At 42.6% G+C, this 25,160-nt stretch carries 21 protein-coding genes; 13 read left to right on the top strand and 8 right to left on the bottom strand.

What is annotated here, in order from left to right; genetic code table 11:
- Positions 1–94 precede the first annotated feature (94 nt).
- The 4 genes from ACQKCP_RS01585 to glpK all read right to left on the bottom strand — a co-directional run bounded on the left by ACQKCP_RS01585 (position 95) and on the right by glpK (position 4,672).
- Positions 95–787, bottom strand: a complete 693-nt coding sequence (locus ACQKCP_RS01585; RefSeq protein ID WP_427611019.1) for a TetR/AcrR family transcriptional regulator — start codon at positions 785–787, stop codon at positions 95–97.
- Between the two features lie 237 nt (positions 788–1,024).
- Entirely contained in the window at positions 1,025–2,047 is a 1,023-nt protein-coding gene (locus tag ACQKCP_RS01580; protein WP_427611018.1) for an endonuclease/exonuclease/phosphatase family protein, read from the bottom strand.
- 254 nt (positions 2,048–2,301) lie between these two features.
- Entirely contained in the window at positions 2,302–2,814 is a 513-nt protein-coding gene (locus tag ACQKCP_RS01575; protein WP_057759401.1) for a hypothetical protein, read from the bottom strand.
- Positions 2,815–3,061: 247 nt separating this feature from the next.
- Positions 3,062–4,672, bottom strand: coding sequence for a glycerol kinase GlpK (glpK, locus tag ACQKCP_RS01570; protein ID WP_427611017.1), 1,611 nt, complete (start codon positions 4,670–4,672; stop codon positions 3,062–3,064).
- Positions 4,673–5,200: 528 nt separating this feature from the next.
- Between glpK and ACQKCP_RS01565 the strand changes: the two genes are divergently transcribed.
- From ACQKCP_RS01565 to ACQKCP_RS01545, 5 genes are all read left to right on the top strand, one after another.
- The gene (locus tag ACQKCP_RS01565; protein ID WP_427611016.1) at positions 5,201–6,853 is read left to right on the top strand and encodes a TolC family protein; all 1,653 of its coding nucleotides are present in this window, start codon (positions 5,201–5,203) and stop codon (positions 6,851–6,853) included.
- Between the two features lie 102 nt (positions 6,854–6,955).
- Positions 6,956–7,822 (top strand): YihY/virulence factor BrkB family protein, encoded by an 867-nt coding sequence (locus ACQKCP_RS01560; protein ID WP_160020943.1) that lies wholly within the window; start codon positions 6,956–6,958, stop codon positions 7,820–7,822.
- Between the two features lie 48 nt (positions 7,823–7,870).
- Positions 7,871–9,070, top strand: a complete 1,200-nt coding sequence (locus ACQKCP_RS01555; RefSeq protein ID WP_427611015.1) for an HlyD family secretion protein — start codon at positions 7,871–7,873, stop codon at positions 9,068–9,070.
- A 3-nt stretch (positions 9,071–9,073) separates the two neighbouring features.
- Positions 9,074–10,381 (top strand): ABC transporter permease, encoded by a 1,308-nt coding sequence (locus ACQKCP_RS01550; RefSeq protein ID WP_427611014.1) that lies wholly within the window; start codon positions 9,074–9,076, stop codon positions 10,379–10,381.
- Positions 10,381–11,556: an ABC transporter permease gene (locus ACQKCP_RS01545; RefSeq protein ID WP_427611013.1), complete on the top strand. Its 1,176-nt coding sequence runs from the start codon at positions 10,381–10,383 to the stop codon at positions 11,554–11,556. Before ACQKCP_RS01550 ends, ACQKCP_RS01545 begins: the two co-directional genes overlap by 1 nt.
- A gap of 107 nt (positions 11,557–11,663) precedes the next feature.
- Here the strand turns inward: ACQKCP_RS01545 and sthA are convergent, their stop codons facing one another.
- The 3 genes from sthA to ppsR form a co-directional block, all read right to left on the bottom strand.
- Positions 11,664–13,313 carry a Si-specific NAD(P)(+) transhydrogenase gene (gene sthA, locus ACQKCP_RS01540; protein ID WP_057759390.1) on the bottom strand — a complete coding sequence of 550 codons (1,650 nt, stop codon included), beginning with the start codon at positions 13,311–13,313 and terminating at the stop codon, positions 11,664–11,666.
- A 100-nt stretch (positions 13,314–13,413) separates the two neighbouring features.
- Positions 13,414–13,815, bottom strand: coding sequence for a DUF4377 domain-containing protein (locus ACQKCP_RS01535; RefSeq protein ID WP_101205439.1), 402 nt, complete (start codon positions 13,813–13,815; stop codon positions 13,414–13,416).
- Positions 13,816–13,944: 129 nt separating this feature from the next.
- On the bottom strand, positions 13,945–14,841 hold the full coding sequence (ppsR, locus tag ACQKCP_RS01530; protein ID WP_427611012.1) for a posphoenolpyruvate synthetase regulatory kinase/phosphorylase PpsR: 897 nt from the start codon (positions 14,839–14,841) through the stop codon (positions 13,945–13,947).
- Positions 14,842–15,556: 715 nt separating this feature from the next.
- Here ppsR and ppsA point away from each other — a divergent pair.
- The 8 genes from ppsA to ACQKCP_RS01490 all read left to right on the top strand — a co-directional run bounded on the left by ppsA (position 15,557) and on the right by ACQKCP_RS01490 (position 24,174).
- Positions 15,557–17,941: a phosphoenolpyruvate synthase gene (gene ppsA, locus ACQKCP_RS01525; protein ID WP_191115062.1), complete on the top strand. Its 2,385-nt coding sequence runs from the start codon at positions 15,557–15,559 to the stop codon at positions 17,939–17,941.
- A gap of 114 nt (positions 17,942–18,055) precedes the next feature.
- The gene (locus tag ACQKCP_RS01520) at positions 18,056–19,036 is read left to right on the top strand and encodes an RDD family protein (RefSeq protein ID WP_427611011.1); all 981 of its coding nucleotides are present in this window, start codon (positions 18,056–18,058) and stop codon (positions 19,034–19,036) included.
- Between the two features lie 291 nt (positions 19,037–19,327).
- Positions 19,328–19,732 (top strand): 30S ribosomal protein S6, encoded by a 405-nt coding sequence (rpsF, locus tag ACQKCP_RS01515; RefSeq protein WP_101205443.1) that lies wholly within the window; start codon positions 19,328–19,330, stop codon positions 19,730–19,732.
- Between the two features lie 16 nt (positions 19,733–19,748).
- The gene (gene rpsR / locus ACQKCP_RS01510; RefSeq protein ID WP_010198808.1) at positions 19,749–19,979 is read left to right on the top strand and encodes a 30S ribosomal protein S18; all 231 of its coding nucleotides are present in this window, start codon (positions 19,749–19,751) and stop codon (positions 19,977–19,979) included.
- 20 nt (positions 19,980–19,999) lie between these two features.
- Positions 20,000–20,506: a 50S ribosomal protein L9 gene (gene rplI, locus ACQKCP_RS01505; RefSeq protein ID WP_057759378.1), complete on the top strand. Its 507-nt coding sequence runs from the start codon at positions 20,000–20,002 to the stop codon at positions 20,504–20,506.
- Between the two features lie 354 nt (positions 20,507–20,860).
- On the top strand, positions 20,861–21,100 hold the full coding sequence (locus tag ACQKCP_RS01500; protein ID WP_057759376.1) for a hypothetical protein: 240 nt from the start codon (positions 20,861–20,863) through the stop codon (positions 21,098–21,100).
- 469 nt (positions 21,101–21,569) lie between these two features.
- Positions 21,570–22,925, top strand: a complete 1,356-nt coding sequence (locus ACQKCP_RS01495; RefSeq protein ID WP_427611010.1) for a GntP family permease — start codon at positions 21,570–21,572, stop codon at positions 22,923–22,925.
- Between the two features lie 112 nt (positions 22,926–23,037).
- On the top strand, positions 23,038–24,174 hold the full coding sequence (locus ACQKCP_RS01490) for a glycerate kinase (protein WP_427611009.1): 1,137 nt from the start codon (positions 23,038–23,040) through the stop codon (positions 24,172–24,174).
- A gap of 111 nt (positions 24,175–24,285) precedes the next feature.
- Here ACQKCP_RS01490 and ACQKCP_RS01485 read toward each other — a convergent pair whose 3' ends face one another.
- Positions 24,286–25,155, bottom strand: coding sequence for a LysR family transcriptional regulator (locus tag ACQKCP_RS01485; protein ID WP_427611008.1), 870 nt, complete (start codon positions 25,153–25,155; stop codon positions 24,286–24,288).
- Positions 25,156–25,160 lie beyond the last annotated feature (5 nt).

The following is a 25,160-nucleotide window of genomic DNA, read 5'->3' as shown; positions in this document are numbered from 1 at the left end:
ATATTAATCTGTATTATTTCCAATCCTACACTAAAAACTAAACATAAAAAAGCCGACATACTTGTCGGCTTTTTTATGTTTAACTCAAGTTCAATTAGCGGTTTTTACGTGGCAACTTTTCTGGTAGGTAACAACGTAAATAAGCAATAAATGCTGTATTTGCTTCTTGGATATACTCGTCAGTAATACTCTGATGACGGCGATAAGACAACGTAAAGATAGCATTTACGATGCTATAAGCAATCAACAAGGTATCTTGAATATCATGGAAGTTTGGCATCTCATAACGCTCTGACAAACGCTTATAGACTAGATCAACGATTTGATGATCCATATCTTCACCGAAGCTGTCACCTTCAAAATCAGGTGTATTGGTGTCATAGATAAGCTTGGCTTTGGTCTCATCGTTATGGAATATCGTAATACAACGATCGATAAGCGCCGTTAAATACCCTTGCCATCTATCATAGTTGCCAATATCAACCGTCTCTACCATCTCTAATATTTCAATCGCATTCAAAAAACGTAATGCTAAAAATATTGCTTCAATATTGGGGAAAAAATGGTAAGCAGACGCTCTTGGTATGCCCGCTTCTTCACACACAGCCGCTAACGTAATATCGTTAATAGCATGTGTTTCGCTCAATTTTTTGGCACCAGCCAATAGTTTTTGACGACGTGCACGGCCTTGTTGGCTAGTAAACTTAAACTTATTAGGTACAAGCTTTTTTGCCAATTCCGAATCTACCAACACATCTTCAATCTTTTCGTCTTTGTTATCACTCATTGTGAATCTCTTAATGTTGCGCCCTATTTTATAAATATAATCTTCATTGAATAGTAGTTATCCTTAGATAAAGGATGGTTGACTGTTGGCTAAAATATAAAGCCTATATGGTCACTACTATGTTCAATGCAGAGGCATCATAAACGCTTACACATTATCAAGCAAGGGACATGAATAGGTTAAAAAACAATACTACGATCAGCAATTTAATAGAGCTAACCGTCTAATTTTATAAAGTTAATCATTAAGTTTTATTTTCGCCCTTATAATACCATGATCAGTGACCCTATCGGCATAGTCCCACTTCAAATGATCATTAAAATAATCGACTCGTTCGACATAACCGAGCGAAAACTTACTATCAGGCAAAAACTCTTCTGAAACAAATAACTGGTCGATAACTTCTGGCATGCCTTGATATATATGGGTATAGGCAACATCTTTCATCCAGCCATATCGTGCTTGAATACGAGCAGCATCAAAAAGTGCAACATCACGCATACTTTTATCGTAATTAACCTCCCCAGTTTCTGTCATCAACTGAGTAGTCACGCTACCTGTGACATCATTCATATCGCCCAATAGAATTAATGGTTCACGGGTATGTTGCAATCGTTCTATGATAGACATACGGATAGAGGCCGCTTCTGCCGCGCGCATACATAAACTACGAAGCTTGGCGCGAACTCGAATATTTGGATCGTCCATGTCTTCTAATAGGTCACCATTTTCGTCGCGTAAGAAAAAAGCACGTTTGCTTTTTAGATGCGCTGTAATAATAGTAATGGGCTGCCCGTACGCGTCAACACGTAACACTAATGGAGGACGGTTAAAGCGTTGATAAGGACCGATATCAGGTACATCAATAATGGCTTTTGGTGCTATATCTTCTAGCAAACTGGTTTCTAACTGCTCAAATCGGCTGATAATACCGACAGCAGGTGTATTCTGTGCACCCATGCCTTTGGTATATATGCTCGCGCTATCGTTACTTGCAAGTGGAATGACCGCATGCTCAGGCTTGAAACCTAGTGAAACAGCCAGCGCTTCTAATGCATCACTATCCCAAACCTCTTGTACTGCGATAATGTCAGCATGCGCTTTAGCCAATAAATCTGTAAGACCTCGCAGTTTATGTTCATAGGCTTTATCGTCGTAAGCTGGCGCATTTTCATAATAAGTTCGATTAGGGTTCGCAAAGTTCAGCAGGTTTGCCGTTGCGATATAAAACTGTTTATTGCCTTCAGTATTATTACTCATATATTCCCCATCGTTCTCATTATTATAGTACATAATATTCACGTATGTGTATACGCTGCAAATTTTATGCCTAAAAAAACTCCCAAAGTTAAACCTTGGAAGTTTTAAAATAGCATAAATGCTGATAAGTAGATTTACTAATAGAACTAGACATACAATTAATCTATTTTAAGTAATGGTATAGCAACCCCTGATACTAGCTAATTACTAGGTGAACTGTCTGCCTAACCGCTCTATTAGTTGCCTAAATTCTCTTATGATACGCGGTTCCATGCATCACGTGATGCTTGACGCGCTTCATTCCATTCCATGCGAGACTCACCTTTTACTTCGTGCCATGAACGTTCTAAATCTGCTTCATGATCTTCAAAACGAGCATCTACTGGATAACGAGCACGGTTCGCATAACCAACTGCATATGCTGGATGTAAATCACGGTCGAAATCATATTCTTCTCTATGGTAGTCAGCGTTTGCATACTCTGCACGCCAGTACGCTTCTTCGTGAGTTGGATCAATGGCTTCGGCTGCTGCATGACCTGCGCCGCCACCAACGATAGCACCAATAGCACCACCGATTAGCGTACCTAGTGGACCTGCCATCGTGCCAATTGCTGCACCTGCTGCTGCACCGCCTACACCGCCGATACCTGTACCTACTGGATGTGAACCTGGCTCACCGGTAATGATATCTGCGTTTAAATCTTCTTTTGTCTCTTTTGACATATGTTTTACTTCACTGCGATCGATAGCATCATGGTTACTCATAGTATTGTCCTTAAATTATTTATTATTTATTGAATTATTTATTTGCTAGTTATTAGCGGTCTTACAAAATCCAATTGAAGTATAAAAACTTATAGGTAAGGACAGATAGGCCGATTATGTAAACTGTGTCCGTATTGCGATTATCTTGCGTTACAGCCTGTATCTTTATCACATTTGTGTACGGCAGCCTCATACTTTGAGTAATTATAAATGGACGATCACAATAAATTTATTAAATAAATCAATCTTATAACGGCATCAAAGACCTTTTGATAGCTTGTTGCCATTTAGCCAGATGCTGCTCACGAGTATCAGCCGACATACTTGGTTCAAACACGCGATCTACTTGCCATGAAGCTTTCATGGTCGATTCGTCATACAGCCCAGTCTTTAAACCTGCGAGTAGTGCCGCGCCCTTCGCTGTAATCTCTGTATCTCTAGGACGTAATACCGGAACACCTAGCAAATCTGCTTGGAACTGCATGAGTAAATCATTATTTGCAGCGCCGCCATCTACCCTCAGCTCAGTCAAAGGATGAGGGCTATCCTTTTGCATAGCGATAAGTACATCATAGGTTTGATAAGCAACGGCCTCCAATGCAGCGCGAGCAATATGTGCCTTAGTAGTGCCGCGGCTCATACCAGTGATGCTAGCGCTAATATCCGAACGCCAGTAAGGCGCGCCCAATCCAGTAAAAGCAGGTAATAGAACGACATCTTCGCTACTGTCTACTTGACGGGCTAGGTCTTCGACATCACTACTCTGCTGAATCATACCCAAATTATCACGCAGCCATTGAACAATAGCCCCTGCCATAAAGACACTGCCCTCTAGTGCATAAGTGACTTCCTTTTTAGGCGGTTGTAGCATGCGTTTGCCTGACTGTACAATTTGATCAAATGACAAATTGTCTGGACGAATTGGTGACGTTTTACGTTGCCATGCGATGGTGGTTAGCAGTTTATGCTCACTCAGTTTTGGCTGTTGGCCAATATTCATCAGCATAAAACAGCCTGTACCGTAAGTGTTCTTAGCCATACCTGCATCAAGACAACCTTGCCCAAAGAGCGCTGCTTGCTGGTCACCCAATACTGCTTGAATGGGTATTTGCTTTGCAAACAGGCCTTTTTTGGTTTTGCCAAAGTCACCGTCGGATGGTAGTACTTTAGGTAATATATGCATAGGTATAGCAAATCGGTCACAAAGTGTCTCTGACCATGCCAGCTTATGGATATCAAATAACAATGTGCGAGAAGCATTGGTCACATCAATGACATGCTCCCCGCCTGTAAGCTTATAAATCAGCCAACTATCAATCGTGCCAACCGCTATTTCACCTTTGCTGGCTCGTACACTAAGCTTTGGATTGTTTTCGAGTAACCAAGCAATCTTACTGGCACTAAAATACGGGTCTAAACGCAGACCTGTAATACGCTGTACTTCATGTGCCATGTTGACGCTATCAACACCCGGATGCACAGGGTCATTCATACTATTGCTAGCACTTTCAGCAGCAAGCGTCTTACAATAATTTGCGGTACGCCTGTCTTGCCAAATGATGGCGGGAGCCAGTGGCTTACCAGTTTGCTTATCCCACATCACAATCGACTCACGCTGATTGGTAATAGCGATACTGGTAACATCGGTGGCAAGCAGTCCTGCCCGATTAATAACATCATGTGCACAGCTAATCTGAGTTTGCCAAATTTGCTGTGCATCTTGTTCAACGAACCCAGCTCTTGGTGTTTGCAGCGTCGTTGGCTGTTGTACCATTTTGATAGGACGCGCATGATCATCGTACAATATTGCTCGACTCGATGTGGTCCCTTGATCCAACGCTAAAATATACCCTGCCATGACACACCCTCTGCTAATATTATTTATTCTGTTTGATAGCCATTTAGTGACTATTCATTGACTGCTACTTATTAATTGCTACTGATTGAGCATTTTCTATTTGTTAATTACTACCTAAATGCTTTCATAATAAGATTAAAAACAAAGTCTATCTAAAAATAAATCGCTTAAATTTAAAGCGTCTTATTGGCTATGTTGTTACTTATAAACAGATATTTAAAAATTAAATCAATCCTCTATCATACCGCTACTGGTCACACAATAGAAAATGGCAAAATACTGAGCATTGACCCGTCACCATTGTGGCTCTACAGTGTACCTCTTATGACGAATGACCGCTTTTTAGCGCTTTTAATATAGACATATTTTTATATTAGAATATGAATGATTTATTTGAGCATCATTTTTTCGCTAGCTAGCAAATAGTCTATAATAGTTCAGCAACTTTATATCCTGAGCAATAAAATCTATCGGTGCTGTTCCTTATTTTATAATACCTTACATTCTAATTAATGGCTTATGTGACTTATGAAATTCATTTTATCAGCGCTACCGACTGCTATGATGACAGTTGCAGTCATGAGCGTGCCTGTCATGACTTACGCGAGCACTGACAGTATAGAAGCGTCAGATGATATTACACCAGTGGCTGTGACACAAATCATAGATGCTGATAGTCCAACTGATAATGATAAGCCAGCTATAGCGCCTTTTCATACAGTACCAAAACCTCAAGACGCTGAGTCGCAGGCACTGTCTACGCTTGTTGACCCTATTACACATAAAGCCGTCGATAACAGCTACGCACTAGACGTCTCAAGCTTTTTGAGCTTAGAGCAAGCGCAGAAGCTGCTGGTACAAGTATCACCTAAAATTGCTGCCAATCAAGCAGCGATTGCCGCTAGCGAATACCAAACTGACGCACTCAGAACTATCGACAACCCGCTCGTATTTGCTCGAGTATCTGCTAGTGCCTATCATTTAGATGAGGATATAGATTTATCTTCTCTCAGAAGTGGTATCGTCAACGAAGTAAATAATGGCGTAGATAACATCGTCCCTCCTACAGCAGATCTACCAGACTTTGGTGAGCTGGTCGGTGAGCGTATTCCCGACTCTTATAACCTCAAGCGCTCAGGCTCTACGTCGGGTGCAGGTCTTGGAGTCGTTTGGCCTATTTATACTGCTGGGCGCACAGACGCACTGACTGGCGCCTCGGATGCACGTACGCAAGAAGCGATGGCTGATAGCGTGCTGGATAAAAATGAGCTTTATAATACGTTAATTGAGCGTTATTTTAAGGCACAGTTAGCGATTATCGCCGCTTACTTACGAGAAGACGCTTACGATACATTGCAGCAGACCGACCATATGGCCGAGCGTCTGTTTGAAGAAGGTTTTATCTCACGTGTCGATAGACTAGAAGCACAGTCTGCGCTTGCGGATGCCAAGAGTGATTCCGTTAATGCCAATAATGACGCGCGCCTAGCTATGATTGCGCTACAGCGTCTACTACGTACCGACTACCGTATCAAACCAACCACGCCGTTGTTTGTCTCTAGTCGCCCCCTACCAGATGTGAGCTACTTTCAGGACTTGGCACTAAATAACCATCCCGGACTGCAAAAAGTTGCAGCCAAGCGGGCACAGGCTCAGCAGTTACATGCGCTATCAGATACGGGCTACAAGCCTACGGTATTGCTATACGGTTATGGTCAGGTAGAGAAAGATCCAAGCTGGGTCGCTGGTATATCTGCCAGTTGGAAGCTATGGGGTGGACTCGATAAAGCCGCATCACTAGCATCCAGTAGTGCCAAAATACGTCAGGCCGATCTCTCTGAGATTGAAGTCAGTGACAATTTATTGCTACTCGTAGAAAAAAACTGGCACGATGTCAATAATGCCCAATCACGCTATCAGGCATTGCAAAGTAATGTTGATTTGGCAGCAGAAGTATTGCGACTACGACGCTTAGGATTACAAGAAGGTGTAAATACCACCGTTGACGTAGTGCAAGCACAGACGCAATCACTTAAGGCACGTACTGAGCAAGCGCAAGCTGCTAATGACTATGTACAGTCACTGGCTGCCCTTATGCAAAGCTGTGGTACGCCACTTGCTTTTAATGCTTATCTCAATGCCGCTGATATTCAATTGCCTACTTTATATACTGAGCAATGATGCAACGTGAGAAGCCATAAGTCATGCTGATAAACGCTTTGTATTACTATAAAGCCGACATCGAAATTACTATTACCAACCCTATTACGAACAGCTGCTTTTATGAAAAAATTGACCTCTAAATCGATAAAAAACTGGCTACAGACGTTACTAGAAACGTGGCGTATTGCCAATAACTCTAATGTTTGGGCGCATTGCGCAAGCGTAGGTTTCTTTGGATTCTTATCAATTTTTCCAGTGATGGCTGTGTTTGTCCTACTTTATGGTCTTGCGTTTTCTCCTGCCGAGATGCAAGAGCAAATCGCGCTTTTGAGTCAATTTATACCTGATACAGTATATGAAGTGCTCAACTCCCGTCTGAGCGAGTTGGTTTCTACGACTACGTCTGCTCTGACTTTCAGCTTGCTTATATCGTCCTTGCTCGCACTTTATGCGGGCTCTAAAGGTATTAAGTCCTTAATTATTCTTATCAACCTTGCGTTTCATATTACGCAGGAGCGTAGTTTTGTACAAAGCACGATTCGCGCAGTTGGTTTGACCTTTGCAGCAGTAGTCGTATTGATTATAGCGGTCTCTTCTATCGCGATTATTCCCTTGGGAGCCGCCTACTTCCCTTTCCCTCAGATAGCAAAGACGATTGCGCTTTGGAGCAGGTGGCCAATATTGACAGGTATCATATTCTTAAGCTTTTTGGGTCTTTATCGCCTAGCCCCAAATCGTGATGCCGTCGCCCTTAAGAAACTGATGCCGGGCGCTGCGTTAGCAACTGTTTTATGGATTATATTGTCCATCTTATTTTCAATTTATGTGCAAAATTTTAATAATTATAGTGCTGAGTTTGGCGCGCTTTCAGCTGCCGTAGTCATTATGCTATGGCTCTATTATTCAGCATTTATCGTCGCTCTTGGTGCTATTTTTAATTCTGAAACCATAGACAACGCCAAGCCTTATGCGTTTCGAGTGTACTAGTAATAAACCCTTTATTTTCAACTTTGTTGCTTTAGGAATCTCATTGTCATGACAGAATTACCACGCGAATCAGACGACTCAAATAAATCAGCTGATGCAACCGAGTCAGTGACCTCTCAAGATACACAAAATTCAGTCGATCCTGTAGAAAACGTGTCTGATATTGAACCAGAGCAACCGACACCTGCTTATAATCGTGACGCCTCTAAAACTGACAAATCTGCGCGTATGAAAAAAGGATTACTTGCACTATTCATACTGATTGTCCTCGGTACGATTGCGTACGGCCTATACAAAAGTAATGCACATAGCGAGCCCGAAGTTATTACGCTGCAAGGGCAAATGCAAATGCAGCAAACGTCTATCGCTGCAAAAGTACCAGGGCGTATTGCCCAGATTATGGTGACAGAGGGTGATACGGTAACGGCAGGTCAGCAACTGGTTGAGATGGATTCGCCTGAGATTAATGCCAAGATTAATCAAGCACGTGCTGGTAAGCAAATCGCGCAAAGCCAATTAGACAAAGCAGAAAATGGTGCGCGTCCGCAAGAAATCGCCCAAGCAAAAGCCGCTTGGCAAGCCAATAAAGCCGCGTCTGACTTGGCAGAAAACACCTATCAGCGTGTCAATCGCCTTTACGAAGAAGGATTGATGGCGCGACAAAAGCGCGATGAGGCATATGCCCAATATCTTGCTACTCAAGACCAAACCGAAGCAGCCCGCTTGCAGTATGATCTGGCGTTAGAAGGCGCACGTACTGAAGATAAGTCAGCGGCCACTGCACAAGTTGCACAGGTCGATGCAAAACTAGATGAAGCGCTAGTAGCAAAAGAGGAAGCGAACCTAAGAAGTCCTATCGCTGGTATCGTCGATAATGTCATCGTGAGTGCTGGAGAAGTCATCGGTCAAGGGGTTCCGCTCCTGACGTTGGTGGATACCAATGACCAATGGGTGGTACTTAACGTCACTGAGTCTTATTTAAATCAATTTGCTATTGGTCAAACATTTACCGGTACTATTCCAGCGCTGTCATCAGCGGATAAACCTTATACGAAACAGTTTACCGTCTATGCGACATCGACCCTATCAGACTTTGCCACTTGGCGTCCGACCAATAATGATGATGGTTTTGATGTGCGTACTTTTGAGGTGAAAGCACGACCCTCTAAGCCCGATGCCCGTATCCGCTCAGGTATGAGTGTAGTCGTACGTATCAACCCTACTCCTGTCAATCAGAACCAAGAGTAAGCCATGCACTTGACTAAGTTAAGTGAGGCTTTTTTACGCAGTGCAGCCTACGAGCGCCGTTTTTTGGCAAAAAATCATTGGGACTTTAGCATGGTGGTATGGATACCACTGGCAACAGTGCTGCTAATATGGTGGATATTTTCACAGACTCAAATTACCGATTTGCCTATCGGAGTCATCGATCAAGACAATAGCGCTGTTGCCAATACTGCCGTCCGTTACTTAGAGGCCAGTCCTACTTTGACGGTCAGACAGCTGTATTACTCCCAAGCGGATGCAGAGGCTGCCATTTTACAGCGTGACATTTACGCTGTCGTCATTATCCCAGAGGACTTTTCTCGTAATATATTATCGAGCCAGCCTGCTCCGTTGACTCTACAAGTCAATGCACAGTACGGTACGCACTCTGGTATTATTCAGGCAGGTGTCCAAGCGGTCGCTAGTACATTATCCGCAGGTGTAGAGATCAAGCGATTGGTCAAACAAGGCGTAGCGCCATCACAAGCGATGACGGCTTATGCGCCTATCAGTGTGCAGCGTATTAGCTTATTCAATGCTGCGACCAATTATCAGCAGTTTTTGGCATCGACCGTCATACCTGCCTTATTACATATATTGGCAATGGTCATTGGCGCAACCACGATTGGCCGCGAGTTACGTGATAAGAATATCGGTCGCTGGTACCGTTTCATTGATACAGGAAAGCCTCATTTAACGTTATCCAGAGCTTCAAAAACGTCATCTTCGCTATCAACCAAACAAGATAGCAGCGATAACAAAGCATCATTGAATGCAAAAATGCCCCATTCGGTCAGCTTATCAGTTTTAGTATTTGGCTTATTAGGTAAATACTTTTGGCCAATACTGGCATATAGCTTGTGGTCAGCGTTGATATTGTGGCTGGCAACGTCCAATCAGAATATCAACATCATGTCTCTCATGGCAGTCTATGCTGGGTTTCTGTGCCTAATGGTATTGTCGTTTTGGCTAGGTGCTATTTTTACTTTGAATTCTTTTTCATTACGTATGGGTCTATCGACTACGGGATTTATTTCAGCGCCTTCTTACGCCTTCGCCGGTGTTACTTTTCCTTATATTGCGATTAGTGATAGCGCGCAATATTGGTCAAATGCCCTGCCGCTAACGCATTATTTAAAGCTCCATATTGCACAGTTACAAATGCAAGCACCGATCGCCATCTCTCTACCTATCGTCTATGGCCTCATGCTTGCGGTCATAATAGCGCTCCTACTTGCAGCACTATTAACCAAACGCGCATTGGCGCATCCTGAACGTTGGGGAGCACGCTAATGTCTGCACAATCAAATAATATACACTCAAAAGCTAATTTAACCGACACTCCGGCTTCGCAAAGTTTTTGGACCAGCTTTATTCAAACTTTCAAAGACGTCTTTAGTGATAAAGGCGTACTTTTGATGTTGATTATTGCCCCTATTATCTATGGTTTTTTCTATCCTTGGCCTTACTCGTCTGAGGTGGTCAATCATGTGCCAGTAGGTATCATTGATCATGACAACAGTAACTTATCGCGTACTCTCGTGCGCTATGCGAGTGCTAGTCCATATCTAAATACTGAACGATTTATCAATGAGCAGGCTGCCAAAGAAGCCATATGGTCAGATCAAATTGCAGGCTATATGGTGATTCCAACTGGTCTTGAAGAACAAGTTCAGTCCGGAGAGCAAGCGCACGTCAGCGTACTGGGTAACGGCGGTTATTTTATTTTAAATAAAAACGTCCAACTGGGGTTCTCTCAAGCAGTGGGTACAGTATCGGCTGGTATCAAGGTAAAGAAAAGTATTGCGAAAGGCGCTTATGCATCTACCGCAGCACAGAACACGCAAGCTGTACCGCTACGGATTATGCCACTGTATAACCAAACCGAAGGCTATGGTGCTTATGTCGTACCTGCTGTCTCTGTTATTATCTTACAGCAGACACTTTTAATGGCGACTGCGATGCTGATTGGCACATGGTATGAGCAGCGCCGTCACAGTACGAGTGTACGTGGCTGGCTAGGACGTATTGGAGCGCTAAGCTCACTTAGCTTTATCGTTGGCTGCTTTTATTATGGGTGGGCGTTTGAGCTACATCATTATCCACGCGGACAAAACATGCTTGGTACGCTGCTGTTTTTGGCACTATTTTGTCCGACAGTCGCAACGCTCGGCTGTGTGCTCGGATTATGGTTCCGGCAGCGTGAGCGCAGTATGCAGATCTTAATTTTTATCTCCTTACCGATATTTTTTTTAAGCGGCTATCCTTGGCCAGCAGACCAATTGCCTCAAGTATTACAAGTAATACGTTGGCTGGTACCGACCACGCCTGCAATCAATACCTCTGTGCAGCTTAACCAAATGGGTGCCAGTGTCTCTCAAGTCGCTATAGGATTTTACGCATTAGCTGGCTTATGGTTGCTCTATTTTGTTTTATTGCTATTTTTACGCAAGCGTATTCCACAGTGAAAAGCCTACTTATAAATCTTCAAATTAATGAAATCTATGAGCATAAAAAAAGCGCCTGCTAATATTAGTAGGCGCTTTTTTATTTATACGATATAAATAGCGGTGGTTTAAAACACTCGGTTCAAACCATTCAATGCTGCCACACGATACGCTTCTGCCATCGTTGGATAGTTGAAAGTCGTATTTACAAAGTACTCAAGCGTGTTATTGCTCTTGCACTTCATCACTGCTTGACCGATGTGAATAATTTCTGAAGCGTGGTTACCGTAGCAATGGATGCCTAGAATTTCTAACGTATCACGATGGAACAATATCTTTAATACGCCCGAACGTTCACCAATGATTTGGGCACGTGCCAGATGTTTAAAGAACGCCTGACCGACTTCATACGGAACTTTTTCATCCGTGAGCTCTTGCTCTGTCTTACCGATACAAGAGATTTCAGGAATCGTATAAATACCAGTCGGTACACTAGATACTGGCTCAGCATCACTATCACCAACCATAAAAGCAGCGGCACAGCGACCTTGGTCATAGGCAGCAGAAGCTAGTGATGGCCAACCGATTACGTCACCAGCAGCATAGATATTGTCGACGTCCGTACAGTAAGTATCATCTACTTTTAACTGACCACGGCCGTTTGCTTTTAGCCCAATGGCTTCTAAATTCAGGCCTTCGGTGTTACCTGAGCGACCATTTGACCAAAGAATGGCATCAGATTTGATGCGCTTGCCGCTCTTTAAATGCAAAACCACATAATCATCATGAGTCTCAAGATGATCAATCTCTTCATTACTACGGATAAGCACACCGAACTGTCTAAAGTCATGCGCGATGGCATCACTGATTTCGCTGTCTAAGTAGTTGAGCAATTGGTCTTGGTTATTGATTAGATCAACTTTGTAGCCAAGACCAGTAAAGATAGACGCGTACTCACAGCCAATCACCCCTGCACCATAAATGATGATTTTTTTGACCACATAATCCATTTGCAAGATTTTATCAGAGTCAAAAACGCGTGGATGGTTAAAGTCTAAAATCTCAGGACGGTAAGGACGACTACCGACAGTAATGATGGCTTTATTGAAAGTGATGGTTTCGTACACATTTTCATCGACTTCAATACGTAGCGTATGGGCGTCAATGAAACTTGCCCAGCCTTGGATGACTTCAATACGGTTGCGCTCATAAAAACGTGTATGAGTACTGACTTGACGACGAATAACTTGACGCGCTTTGGCGAGTACTTCATTTAGCGGTACTTGCTTATATTCCATCGCCTTGGTAAACATTGGATCGCGGCGGAAGTTAATCAAGTTAAATACAGATTGGCGCAATGCTTTACTTGGAATTGTACCGACGTGAGTAGAGTTACCCCCTACTTGATCACGCGGATCGACGACGACCACTCTTTTACCAGATTTAGTCAGCTTCATGGCAGCGGCTTCACCAGCAGGTCCCGCCCCTAAAACAACTGCGTCATACTCATACTCATGATCGTCACTTTTTAGACGGCGAGAGTCTTTGGTAAAGCCAGATTTAATATCGATTCGTGTGTCATCGAGCGGATTCACTAAATCAGGATGATGCATGACATCATCAGTCACTTGCTCGTGAGTCTGCTCTATCTTTTCTTTTTTGTTCTTACCTTCGGTATGTTCAGGGCTTGGCACGTGTCCGCTAGATTTATTTGATACTTCGGTATGAATATCTTTACCAGTATCGTTGGTCTCGTCGCTTGCACTTTTACTTACCATGATGTCCTCTTTATATTTATTTATCGAGTAAATGTTTGAGATATAAATGAATCAATATGTAGATGAGTTTGTATCATGTAGATAAATGAATACCGCCCTACTAAGGCATGCCCACCATACGTTGTGACAATATGTTTTGCAATGTCCAGTGACCAGTAGCGCTCTGTTGCCCTTCATCAATCTGCGGGCGGGCGCTAATGATGTACTCTGTACCAAGGGTTGGTTTGAAGTCATCGATCCAGTCATAAGGAATCTGAAACACGCTACCGTCTTTAGACTTAGCAAGTAGGCATTGCATTGGCAGTTCTGAAGCACAAGCCACACGGTTTGGCATGACGGTCAGTGTCTGTGCTTCTCCCAATACGATACTTGGAATATAGCGCGGCTCAGGTACTGGATCCTTTGCAAATGGAGATGTTTGACAAGCACTCAGTAAAGTCGCTGCACTGATTAAACCTGCCAGCAACAACGATGGCTTTATAGATTGATAGGCTGAAATCATAATATTCTCTATATGATAATTATCTAGGATGAAATGATGTATGTTTATTAGTGTTTTTTACGCATTTATTAAAGCTGCCTAAACACTGATTGATACCGATTGAACAGATACTGTTTAAGCTGACATTCATTATCCAATACGGCGTTTGAGACCTGTCATCTGCAAAATACGTGTGGCAATCTCTTCAACAGACATCTCTGATACATCTAAGCTTGGGATACCGTGCGTGATATAAATACCCTGAATCGCGCGCTGTTCTTGCTGACATTGCTGATAGCTAGAATAACGACTGCCTGCACGGCGCTCTTGACGGATTTTTACTAAGCGATCAGTATCAATAAGCAAACCAAACAGCTTGTCTTTGTGCTCACGTAATGCTTTCGGCAACTGATTGTCGTACAAATCATCTTCAGTTAAAGGATAGTTAGCCGCTCGAATACCGAATTGTAATGCTAAATATAAAGAAGTCGGCGTCTTACCTGAGCGTGATACACCCACCAAAATAATATCTGCGGCATTATAGTGACGAGTACGCGCGCCATCATCATTGTCTAAAGCAAAATGCACTGCATCGATCCGCTCTTTATAGGTTTCAGAATCAACATCATCATGTGCATGGCCTGAATGACCATCTGGCTCCACACCTGTCTCTTCTGCAACACGGCCAATCAGACCTTCATACATATCCAAGTTACAGCTATGCGCTGAGTTAATCTTTTCACGAATCTCAGGATTGACGATCGTATCGAAAACCAATGGCAACGAACCATCGCGCTGATACGCCATATTGATTTGTTCAACCGCATCTTCTGCACGCTCTAAGCTATCGACATATGGCAATACTCTTGTCTCAAAAGGAACTGAGGCAAACTGACTCAAAATAGCGCGTCCAAGTGTCTCAGCCGTAATCGCTGTGCCATCTGAGATAAAAAACGCCGTTCTAATCGCCTGTGAGCTGTCCAAGTTTAGCGCGTGGCGATTTTGGATAGTGGACTTAACTTGTTCAGATGGAATGCTTGAGTACATATCGTTGACACCTCGGTTGAAAACTCAATAGTGACCTTCATTTAATTTTTGGTATAGATCTTAGTAATAGTTCAGACTTGGTAAACGTTTAGCAGTTATTGACTATTAATAGCATTACTTTGACTATCATTAATAGTGTGGCTTTTACTTAGATTTTTACAGTTGCCTTTATAACTCGTATAACTAGGTTTTATAACTACCTTCTTAAAAGGAGCCTTTTTCAGTACTTATACCGCACATTTATCATGCAATGTGCATCAACTATCTATGCGCTACATTATACGCATATTAGCTTCTTAATAGAAATCAATGTTACAGGCGTACACTTAGCACCAACATTGTTTTTCATCTTGTCGTTATAGTTAATTCACCTCTTATTAAGACATTTCTTATGCTTTTTCTATTATGCTTTGTTTATACAGATACATAAGATTGAAACATAAATTATGGAAATACTCTGAATGTGGCTTATTTAAATATACCTATTTTATGCAGTAAATGGCTTTTGAAAGCGCATAACATCATCACTAGCGATGATATTTTTCATCTGAGTAAATACGAAACCTGTTCGAACTGACCCTAATTTATGTAGCAAACCCCACAATTTGTATATTTTTAACAAGTTTTTTGGTGAAAACCCTCGAAATTGTCCTAATATGGCGGTATAATTCACCGTTATAATCTTTACTAAATAACCTTATTTTCTGGAGTTATCATGGCAGCGCAATCTACAGCACTTGTAATCAATCTTGATCAGCTAGGAAAAGACGACATCGAAATGGTTGGTGGTAAGAACGCTTCGCTTGGCGAAATGATCAGCCATCTTTCTGATTTAGGCGTTAGTGTTCCAGGCGGCTTTGCCACCACTTCAAATGCATTCAACCGCTTTTTGACTGAAACAGGCTTGCTTGACAAAATTAACAGCGAGCTAAAAACACTAGACGTAAACGATGTTAATAAGCTTGCGGCGACTGGTAAAAAGATTCGTACTTGGATTATTGAACAAGAACTGCCAAAAGATCTTGAGCAAGAAGTACGTCAATCATTTGAAACCATGAGTGGCGGCGAAGATATCGCTGTTGCTGTACGTTCTTCTGCGACTGCTGAAGATTTGCCAGATGCGTCATTTGCTGGTCAACAAGAAACTTTCTTGAACATTCGCGGTATTGATAACGTCCTAATTGCTATTAAAGAAGTATTTGCCTCTCTATATAACGACCGTGCAATTTCTTACCGTGTACACAAAGGTTTTGAGCACGAAGGTGTTGCACTATCTGCTGCCGTACAGCGTATGGTACGTTCAGAGACTGGTGCTGCTGGTGTTATGTTCACGCTAGATACCGAAAGCGGCTTTGATCAAGTGGTATTCATCACCTCAAGCTACGGCCTAGGCGAAATGGTTGTACAGGGTGCGGTTAACCCAGATGAGTTCTATATCTCTAAAAAATTGCTAGCCAATGGTAAGCCATCAGTTATCCGTCGTAACCTAGGTAGCAAGCATAAGAAAATGGTTTATGGTGATGAAGGCAGCACGGCTAAATCAGTTAAAACCGTTGATGTTGAAAAACAAGATCGCATGCAGTTCTCTTTATCTACTGAAGAGCTAACCTCACTTGCCAAGCAAGCGGTAACGATCGAGCAGCATTATGGCCAAGCGATGGATATCGAGTGGGCAAAAGACGGCGATACTAACGAAATCTTTATCGTTCAAGCACGTCCTGAGACTGTGAAGAGCCGTCAAGACAGCAACGTGATGGAACGTTATGTCATCGACACGACTGGCGCAAAAGTATTGTGTGAAGGTCGTTCAATCGGTCAGCGTATCGGTTCAGGTAAAGTGCGTATCGTTAGCAACCTAAACGAGATGGACAAAGTAGAAGAAGGCGACGTACTCGTATCAGACATGACTGATCCGGATTGGGAACCAGTTATGAAGCGCGCTTCTGCTATCATCACCAACCGTGGTGGTCGTACTTGTCACGCTGCTATTATCGCGCGTGAGCTAGGTGTGCCAGCTATCGTTGGTTGTGGTAACGCAACTGAGCTATTGGTTGATGGTCAAGACGTAACGGCTTCTTGTGCTGAAGGTGATACTGGTTTCATCTACGAAAGCCAGATTGATTTTGAAGTACAGACTAACTCTGTTGAATCTATGCCAGAGCTAGCATTCAAAGTGATGATGAACGTTGGTAACCCAGATCGTGCATTCTCATTTACCCAAATGCCAAACGAAGGTATCGGTCTTGCACGTCTAGAGTTCATCATCAACCGTATGATTGGTGTCCATCCAAAAGCTTTGCTAAACATGAACAGCTTGCCACGTGAAATTGCGCAAGCAATCCAAGAGCGTATCGCAGGCTATGCGTCGCCTGTTGACTTCTATGTTGATAAATTGGTTGAAGGTATCTCAACGCTAGCTGTTGCCTTTATGGATCAGCCAGTGATCGTTCGTATGTCAGATTTCAAATCAAACGAATACGCTAACCTGCTTGGTGGTAAGTTATACGAGCCATCAGAAGAGAACCCAATGCTTGGTTTCCGCGGTGCTAGCCGTTATGTGTCTGATAACTTCCGTGACTGTTTTGAGCTTGAGTGTAAAGCACTAAAACGTGTACGTGATGACATGGGCTTGACCAACGTTGAGATCATGATTCCATTCGTACGTACTGTTGGCGAAGCCAAAGAAGTCATCGAATTACTTGAGAAAAATGGTCTAAAACGTGGCGAAAATGGTCTACGCGTCATCATGATGTGTGAGTTACCAACCAACGCCCTATTAGCAGAAGAGTTCCTAGAGCATTTCGATGGTTTCTCAATCGGTTCTAACGATTTGACTCAGTTAACACTTGGTCTTGACCGTGACTCAGGTATCGTCTCACATCTATTTGATGAGCGTGATCCTGCTGTTAAGAAACTATTGTCTATGGCTATCGAAGCTTGCCGCAAAGCTGGTAAGTATGTCGGCATCTGTGGTCAAGGTCCATCAGACCATCCAGATCTAGCGTTCTGGTTGATGGAGCAAGGTATTAGCTCAGTGTCATTGAACCCAGACTCAGTACTAGATACTTGGTTCTTCTTAGCTGGTGAAGAAGCGAAGTAAACCGCTGCGTTTAATTACGGCGGTCATTCACACAGTCATTAAAGATACCACTATTAGGGTCTATTTGATTTTTTCAAATAGACCCTAATATAATGTCCTAAGACATGACTAACTATGCAGGCAATTATGCAGATTTTCCTTGCTCGAAATAACGTACAAGCTGGCCCATATCAGTTGGAGCAGCTGAATATCATGCTGGCATCTGGTGAAGTATTGCTTGATGATTTGATGTGGCATGAAGGCTTAGCTCAGTGGCAGCGCGTAGGTGATCTTACCAATAACCAAACGGTTTATCGCCCGACCGGTGCTAACACGCCTGAAGTAAACGACTCCATCATCAATAACGTGACCGTCTTCCCTGAAGATACCAATAAAGCGAAAGATGATAAGTCAGTATCGTTAGATAGACTATATGGCAAGCCTGAACGTCCTAAAAACGTGAAAGCTGATATGACGACCAATCGTCATCAAACGCCGCACAACAATGTCTCATTAAACAAGTCTACTCTCAAAAAAGCTGTTGCAGACAATGATAAAGTCGTCGGCAACGTGGTACTTGCGCCAATCATGTCACGCGTATTGGCGACTGCATTGAATGGCCTACTTTATATATTGGCTATACTGCCGCTAGTAATGGCATTGACTAAGATGGATGTGGACTATACCAAGTTCCAAAACATTCAAGACATGGACGCCGCCTATCAATATTCAATGACGCTAATGGAAAGCCTTCCTAGTAGCACATTGATGATGTCACAGGTGATGGTCTTTGGGCTATTTGCCTTGCAATTGGTATTTATTACCATGCGTGGTCAATCGCTAGGCAAGCTGATCACTGGTATTCGTGTTGTGGATCAAACCACGCATCGCCTACCTTCATTTATTAAGCTTATCGGTACACGTACGTTATTGTTATTTATTATCTATAACCTGCTATTTTCGTTTACCAGCTTTTTAGGTTTTGTGATTATTGCTATTCATTACTACATGGCATCTAAAAGCCCTGAAAATATTGGTTGGCATGACAAACTTGCCAAAACCTTAGTGGTAAAAGCAGACAGTAGCCAATTGGCAAAGAAGTCAAAATCTGAATAACAGTATTTTGGTTTAGTTATTGGTTTTATAGCTCGTTATACTCAAAAAAGCTGCGTACTATCGCGGCTTTTTTATTTAGCAAAGCTTATTTAGCCTCTTTTTATATTTTATTGACAGTAGCTTGGTGATTAACCTTTGTGTTAGTTGCCAAGTACTGTTATAATACGGCGCTTTATAAACTAAGCTTATTCTTGATTGTTTTTTATAAAATATGATTAGAATTGGGCTTACCTTATAAATCTCCTTGCTATTAACATAGGGTTAATAGCTACTAATCCGTAAGGAGTCATAATGCGACATTACGAACTGGTGTTACTTGTACACCCAGACCAAAGCGACCAAGTGGTCGGCATGGTTGAGCGCTACATCAAGTTAGTTCAAGACAACAACGGTGTTATCCATCGTTTAGAAGATTGGGGCCGTCGTCAACTGGCTTATCCAATCAACAAGATTCACAAAGCTCATTACGTTCTTTTCAACATTGAAACTGACGGTGAAACTTTAGCTGAACTTGAAGAATTATTCCGTTATAACGACGCGATCATTCGTAGTCTAGTTATGCGCCGTGACGAAGCTGTCACTGAAGAGTCGCAGTTAGCCAAGAATGCCGATGAAAAACGCGCACGCAAAGCAACTACTCGTCGTCCAGACAATCGTGAAAACGATAATGACGACAACGACAACAGTGAAGACTAATTAAAGGAGAATACTCATGGCACGTTTCTATCGCCGTCGCAAATTCTGCCGTTTCACTGCTGAAGGCATCACTCACATCGACTATAAAGATGTTGAATTGCTAAAACAGTATATTAGTGATAATGGTAAAATCGTACCAAGCCGTATTACTGGTACATCTACTAAATATCAGCGTCAATTAGCGACTGCTATCAAGCAAGCTCGTTACTTATCGCTACTTCCATACACTGATAACCATCAAGGTTAACCGCTAACTAGGAATGACTCATGCAAATTATTTTGTTACAGCGTATCGTCAACCTTGGTAAACTCGGTGAAACTGTCGATGTAAAACCAGGTTACGGACGTAACTTTCTTATCCCTCAGGGCAAAGCGCTACCTGCTACTAAAGCTAACATTGAAAAGTTCGAAGCACGTCGTGCTGAACTTGAAGCTGAAGAAGCAAAAGAGATCGCTGTTGCTCAAGAGCGTGCTGATGCATTGACTGACGTTAATGTTATCATGCGTGCTAAATCAGGTGACGAAGGCAAGCTATTCGGCTCTATCGGTACTCGCGATATCGCTGAAGCATTGACTAACTCAGGTCTAGAAGTAGACCGTGCTGAAATCAAGCTACCTGAAGGCACTCTACGTCAAGTTGGCGAATACAATGTTGATATTCAGCTACACCATGACGTTACTGCTAGCATCTTAGTTACTATTCTTTCTGAAGATGGTAACAACGAAGATTCAGCTGACGAAGAAGCTGCTGAAGAAGACTATTCTGAAGAGTAATCTTCTATGTAGTTAGACTCAGTCTGCAAAAAGCCAGCAACTTAGGTTGCTGGCTTTTTTACGTGCGTCATTTTTGACATTAGAGTTTATGTATTTAGACTATTTATATCGCTAACTTGCACTCCTTTATCTCGATAAATTAGGATTTTATATATTCCTAAACAGCTTAGGATTCTCAAAAAATCTATTGCTATGATAGCGGTGTTATCTATGCAATGTTGTAGTAACTAAATGCAACAACTACCTTAAAAATACTATACCAAACAACAAGATACTGCCTATATAATCATCTTTATTGCTATTAGCAGAATTGATAATCTACTGCTATCTAATGTACTAATAGGGCGCAAGAACATGAAAGACAATAATAACATCCATACCAATGACAAGCTTATCTGTACTCAAGGTAATGCATACTACTCCGAAGGAGAGGTGTATACAGTTGGCAGAATAGTCAATGACAAATACTTTCAGCTGCTGACCAGTGGCAATGATGATCATTGGTATGCCACGTTGGACGATCAAGGCATTTACGTCAGCTTTGATACTGCAACTGCTACCAATAACAAAGCTTTCTTTGATAAGATTGCTTAATTGTCAATCAGGGCACTTTTTAGAAGTGCTGATCTTAAAAATAATTATTACTCTGGTAGGTAAATATTGTTTAGACAAAAACTGGTCATTATAGATGGCCAGTTTTTTTGGTTTGGAGTATTAGCAATTGCTAGTTATAAAAGTATTTTCACACACGTCTTCGACGTTTTCTTACTAATTTCCGTCATTACAAAACTAAGTCTCTCTCGATTTTTTGTCAACAGCGCCAACTATTTAACGAATCTATTTCCTAGCGGCGTCTATTTGCTATAAAATATGCCCCTTTAAAATTTCGTATCGTTAGTGATGCAGATAGTTGGTCTGATATCGTTTAAATGTAGCCATGGTAAAAGCGTGTGAAAGTACTACACAGAATAGACTTAGCACGATATATACCGTGTTTAATCTCGATATAATTGGCTAGATTGCATTGGTAATCAATTAAGATATAAACCATATTGAGACAGTGATGATTGTATTTTGGCTTGTGCTGACCATTCTTTTTATTATTTTCGCTACCGCAAAATTAAAGTGGCATCCTTTTTTAGTGTTGATTTTATCCGCTTTTTTGGTCGCGCTATTTTATCAAGTACCACTTAATACTGTGGCCAAAACGATCTCTGATGGTTTCGGTGGTATCTTAGGCTATATCGGTCTTGTGATTGTATTTGGTACGATTATTGGCTTAATCCTTGAAAAAACGGGTGCTGCTATCGTAATGGCAGAGTCCGTTATTAAAGTATTGGGGCCACGCTTCCCTACTTTGACCATGTCTATCGTCGGTGCAGTCGTTTCTATACCTGTATTTTGTGACTCTGGCTATATTATCTTGAACTCTCTAAAAGAGTCTTTGGCTGAGCGCTTACATGTATCAAGTGTCGCGATGAGTATTGCCTTGGCCACTGGTCTATACGCTACCCATACCTTTGTCCCGCCTACGCCAGGCCCAATCGCAGCAGCAGGTAACTTAGGTCTAGAGTCCAACTTAGGTTTGGTCATTATGGTCGGTGTGGTCGTGACAGCAGTTGCGGTATTGGCTGGCTGGTGGTGGTCTAATCGCTTCCTTAACGCCATTCCTGACAATATCAATGCGGCAGATGCTCCAGCAGCAATGCCTGAAGGAATGAAAACTCGTGACGATTACAGCCATTTGCCTTCAGCAACGATGGCTTTCTTGCCGATTATCGTTCCTATCATATTAATCTGCCTGTCTTCGGTTGCTAACTTCCCAAGTGCACCATTTGGCAGTAGCATGGTAGCGGAGATTTTGATATTCATTGGTAATCCATTGACTGCGTTACTTATCGGTTTGTTCTTATCGTTCTTCCTGATTAAATCGAGCCAAAAAACGCAAGAAATCAGCGATAGTATCTCGCAAGGCTTGGTAGTAGCAGCCCCTATCCTACTGATTACTGGTGCTGGTGGCGCGTTTGGTGCCATGCTGAAAGTGACACCGATTGGCGATTACTTAGGTTCGACGCTATCTGCTTTGGGTTTAGGTATCTTCATGCCATTTATCGTCTCTGCTGCGCTAAAAACAGCACAAGGCTCAACCACAGTCGCATTGGTTACTACTTCTGCTATGGTTGCCCCACTATTAAGCCAGATTGGCCTAGACAGCGAACTTGGACGCGTGTTCTGCGTGATGGCAATTGGTGCCGGTGCCATGACCATCTCACATGCCAATGACAGCTTCTTTTGGATTGTTAGCCAGTTTAGTCGCATGAGTGTCGCACAGGCGTACAAGGCTCATTCAATGGCTACTGGTATCCAAGGTGTGACTAGCATCGTATTTATCTGGTTGTTGACTCTAGTGTTTATCTAGTTCATGAAATTGGGTATTTCTATATACGTTTATTTAATGATCGTTAAATAAACGTTTTAAAACATGACATTATCGCAATGATCGTGTCATTAAGATATTCAAAGAGAGCCGTATGAAAATTTTGATCGCCCCTGACTCGTTTAAAGAAAGTTTAGAAGCACTGGACGTGTGCCATGCTATTCAATCTGGCTTTAGCCAAGTGTTTCCAGATGCTGACTACAAGCTGTTGCCAATGGCCGATGGCGGTGAAGGCACCTCAGCGGTATTGTCTTATGTATTGGGCGGGCGCTGGAAAGAAGTCAGAGTACATGACCCATTGATGAGACCGATTACGGCAAAGTATCTGTTATTGCCTGATGCGACTGCTGTTATCGAAGTGGCTCAAGCGTGCGGATTGCACCTACTAACAGCTGATGAGCGTAATCCCGTTATTGCGAGTAGTTATGGTGTTGGGGAGCTGATCGAAGATGCGTTAGCAGAAGGTGCTAAACGTATCGTTATCGGTCTAGGTGGTAGCGCAACCAATGATGCAGGACTTGGTATGCTAATGGCGCTAGGCATAACATTTCATGACATTAATGATAGCCTACTCACTCATGGTGGTGGCGCACTTGCCAGCTTACATAAGCTCGATAACACTAGCCTGCATGCAAAGATATCAGACACGGTATTTGAAGTTGCTTGTGATGTGACCAATCCATTATGCGGTCTGCTGGGTGCAAGCGCAGTATTTGGGCCACAAAAAGGCGCCTGTCCAGAGCAAGTCAATACCTTGGACAAGGCACTCAGTCACTTTGCTACCGTATGTGGAAAGCAGGGCTATGAAGACTGTCAACACGTCGAAGGCGCTGGCGCTGCTGGCGGTCTTGGTTATGCGATGATGACGTTCTTTCAAGCTCAGCTAAAGTCAGGCTTTGATACGGTTGCTGAAGTGGCTCACCTGTCACAGCATATCGCAGAGGCTGATCTTGTCATCACTGGCGAAGGTAAACTAGATGCACAAACAGCCATGGGTAAAGTGGCAGGCGGTATCAGCCAAATCGCTAACGCCAGCCGTACACCTGTTATCGCTATCTGCGGCAGCGTCGATGCGCTAAAACCTGCTCAGACCAGCCAGTTCGAGGTGGTCATGCCGAGTATCCAAAAAGTAGACACGATTGATAACGTGTTAGGCTCTGCTTATAACAATATTGAGACTACTGCTGCTAATATCGCTGCAAGTATCAAACTTGGTCAGACTTTAAAATAGATGCAATCTTTTATAGTCGCAATCTATCAATGAACCTCCTCCACTAAATGCACAGCTATTAAGCTTTTTATTAACCCTTTGTCAGCTGTGCATTTATCACTCTCAACATATCTATAACCATTTTTTTACTTCGTCAATGACCGTATGCATTCTATTAGAGAGTACCTGCTGTCTTCTGACTGCCAGATATAGCGTCTCGCTAACGGCAAATGGTAAATGATGACTGTTAATCAGCTCAGGCTTTGGATAGGCAGCCACTGCATGTGCTGGCAAAACAGTAAAACCTATTCCTCTGCTGACGGGCTCTAAAATTAACCCTATCTGATTCGAAAAGCCTTTTTTCTCAAAATCATTGATATGCTGAAATTGCTCATAATTGGCAGTTAGTAGCATGCCTGCATGATGGGTTCCATCTGGATGATCGATAAATCCAAGCTCGATAAGCTGCTCCCAACTAGGCTCCACTGAAGTCGCAGGGGTTACTAGTATCAATGCTTCTTGCGCCATAGGCTTGCAGCTAACTGTTTCATCGTCTGAGATATCCGTCATAAAGCCAATATCAATCTCGTGATTAGCCAGTGCTCGCTCTATATCAGAATTGGGTGCGAAACGGTAATCAATCACTAGTTTTGGATGCTGCTGCTGTAATGTCAAAAGCTGCGGATATAGTTTAAGTCCCACACTACCTGGTGACATCAACCGCACTAATCCTTCATAAGGAGGATCTTCACCGATGCGCTGTTCTAAATTTGATAAGCGCTGCAATATCTCGCCTGCTTCTTTATAAAGCTGCTCACCTGCATTGGTCAATGAAAACTGCTTTCCTTGTCGAATCAACAAGTCCGTATCTAGTTGCTCTTCTAACTTACTTATGTGTTGGCTCACACCGGACTGCGTCATATATAGACGTTCAGCTGTGCGAGTAAAGTGCCCAACTTCAGCAAGCGTACAGAAAGTTCGTAGCCATGTAATATTAATCATTACGT

The organism is Psychrobacter sp. NPDC078631 (assembly GCF_050268165.1).
In the GTDB taxonomy this organism is placed as follows: domain Bacteria; phylum Pseudomonadota; class Gammaproteobacteria; order Pseudomonadales; family Moraxellaceae; genus Psychrobacter.
This window is presented reverse-complemented; position numbering and strand designations above follow the sequence as displayed.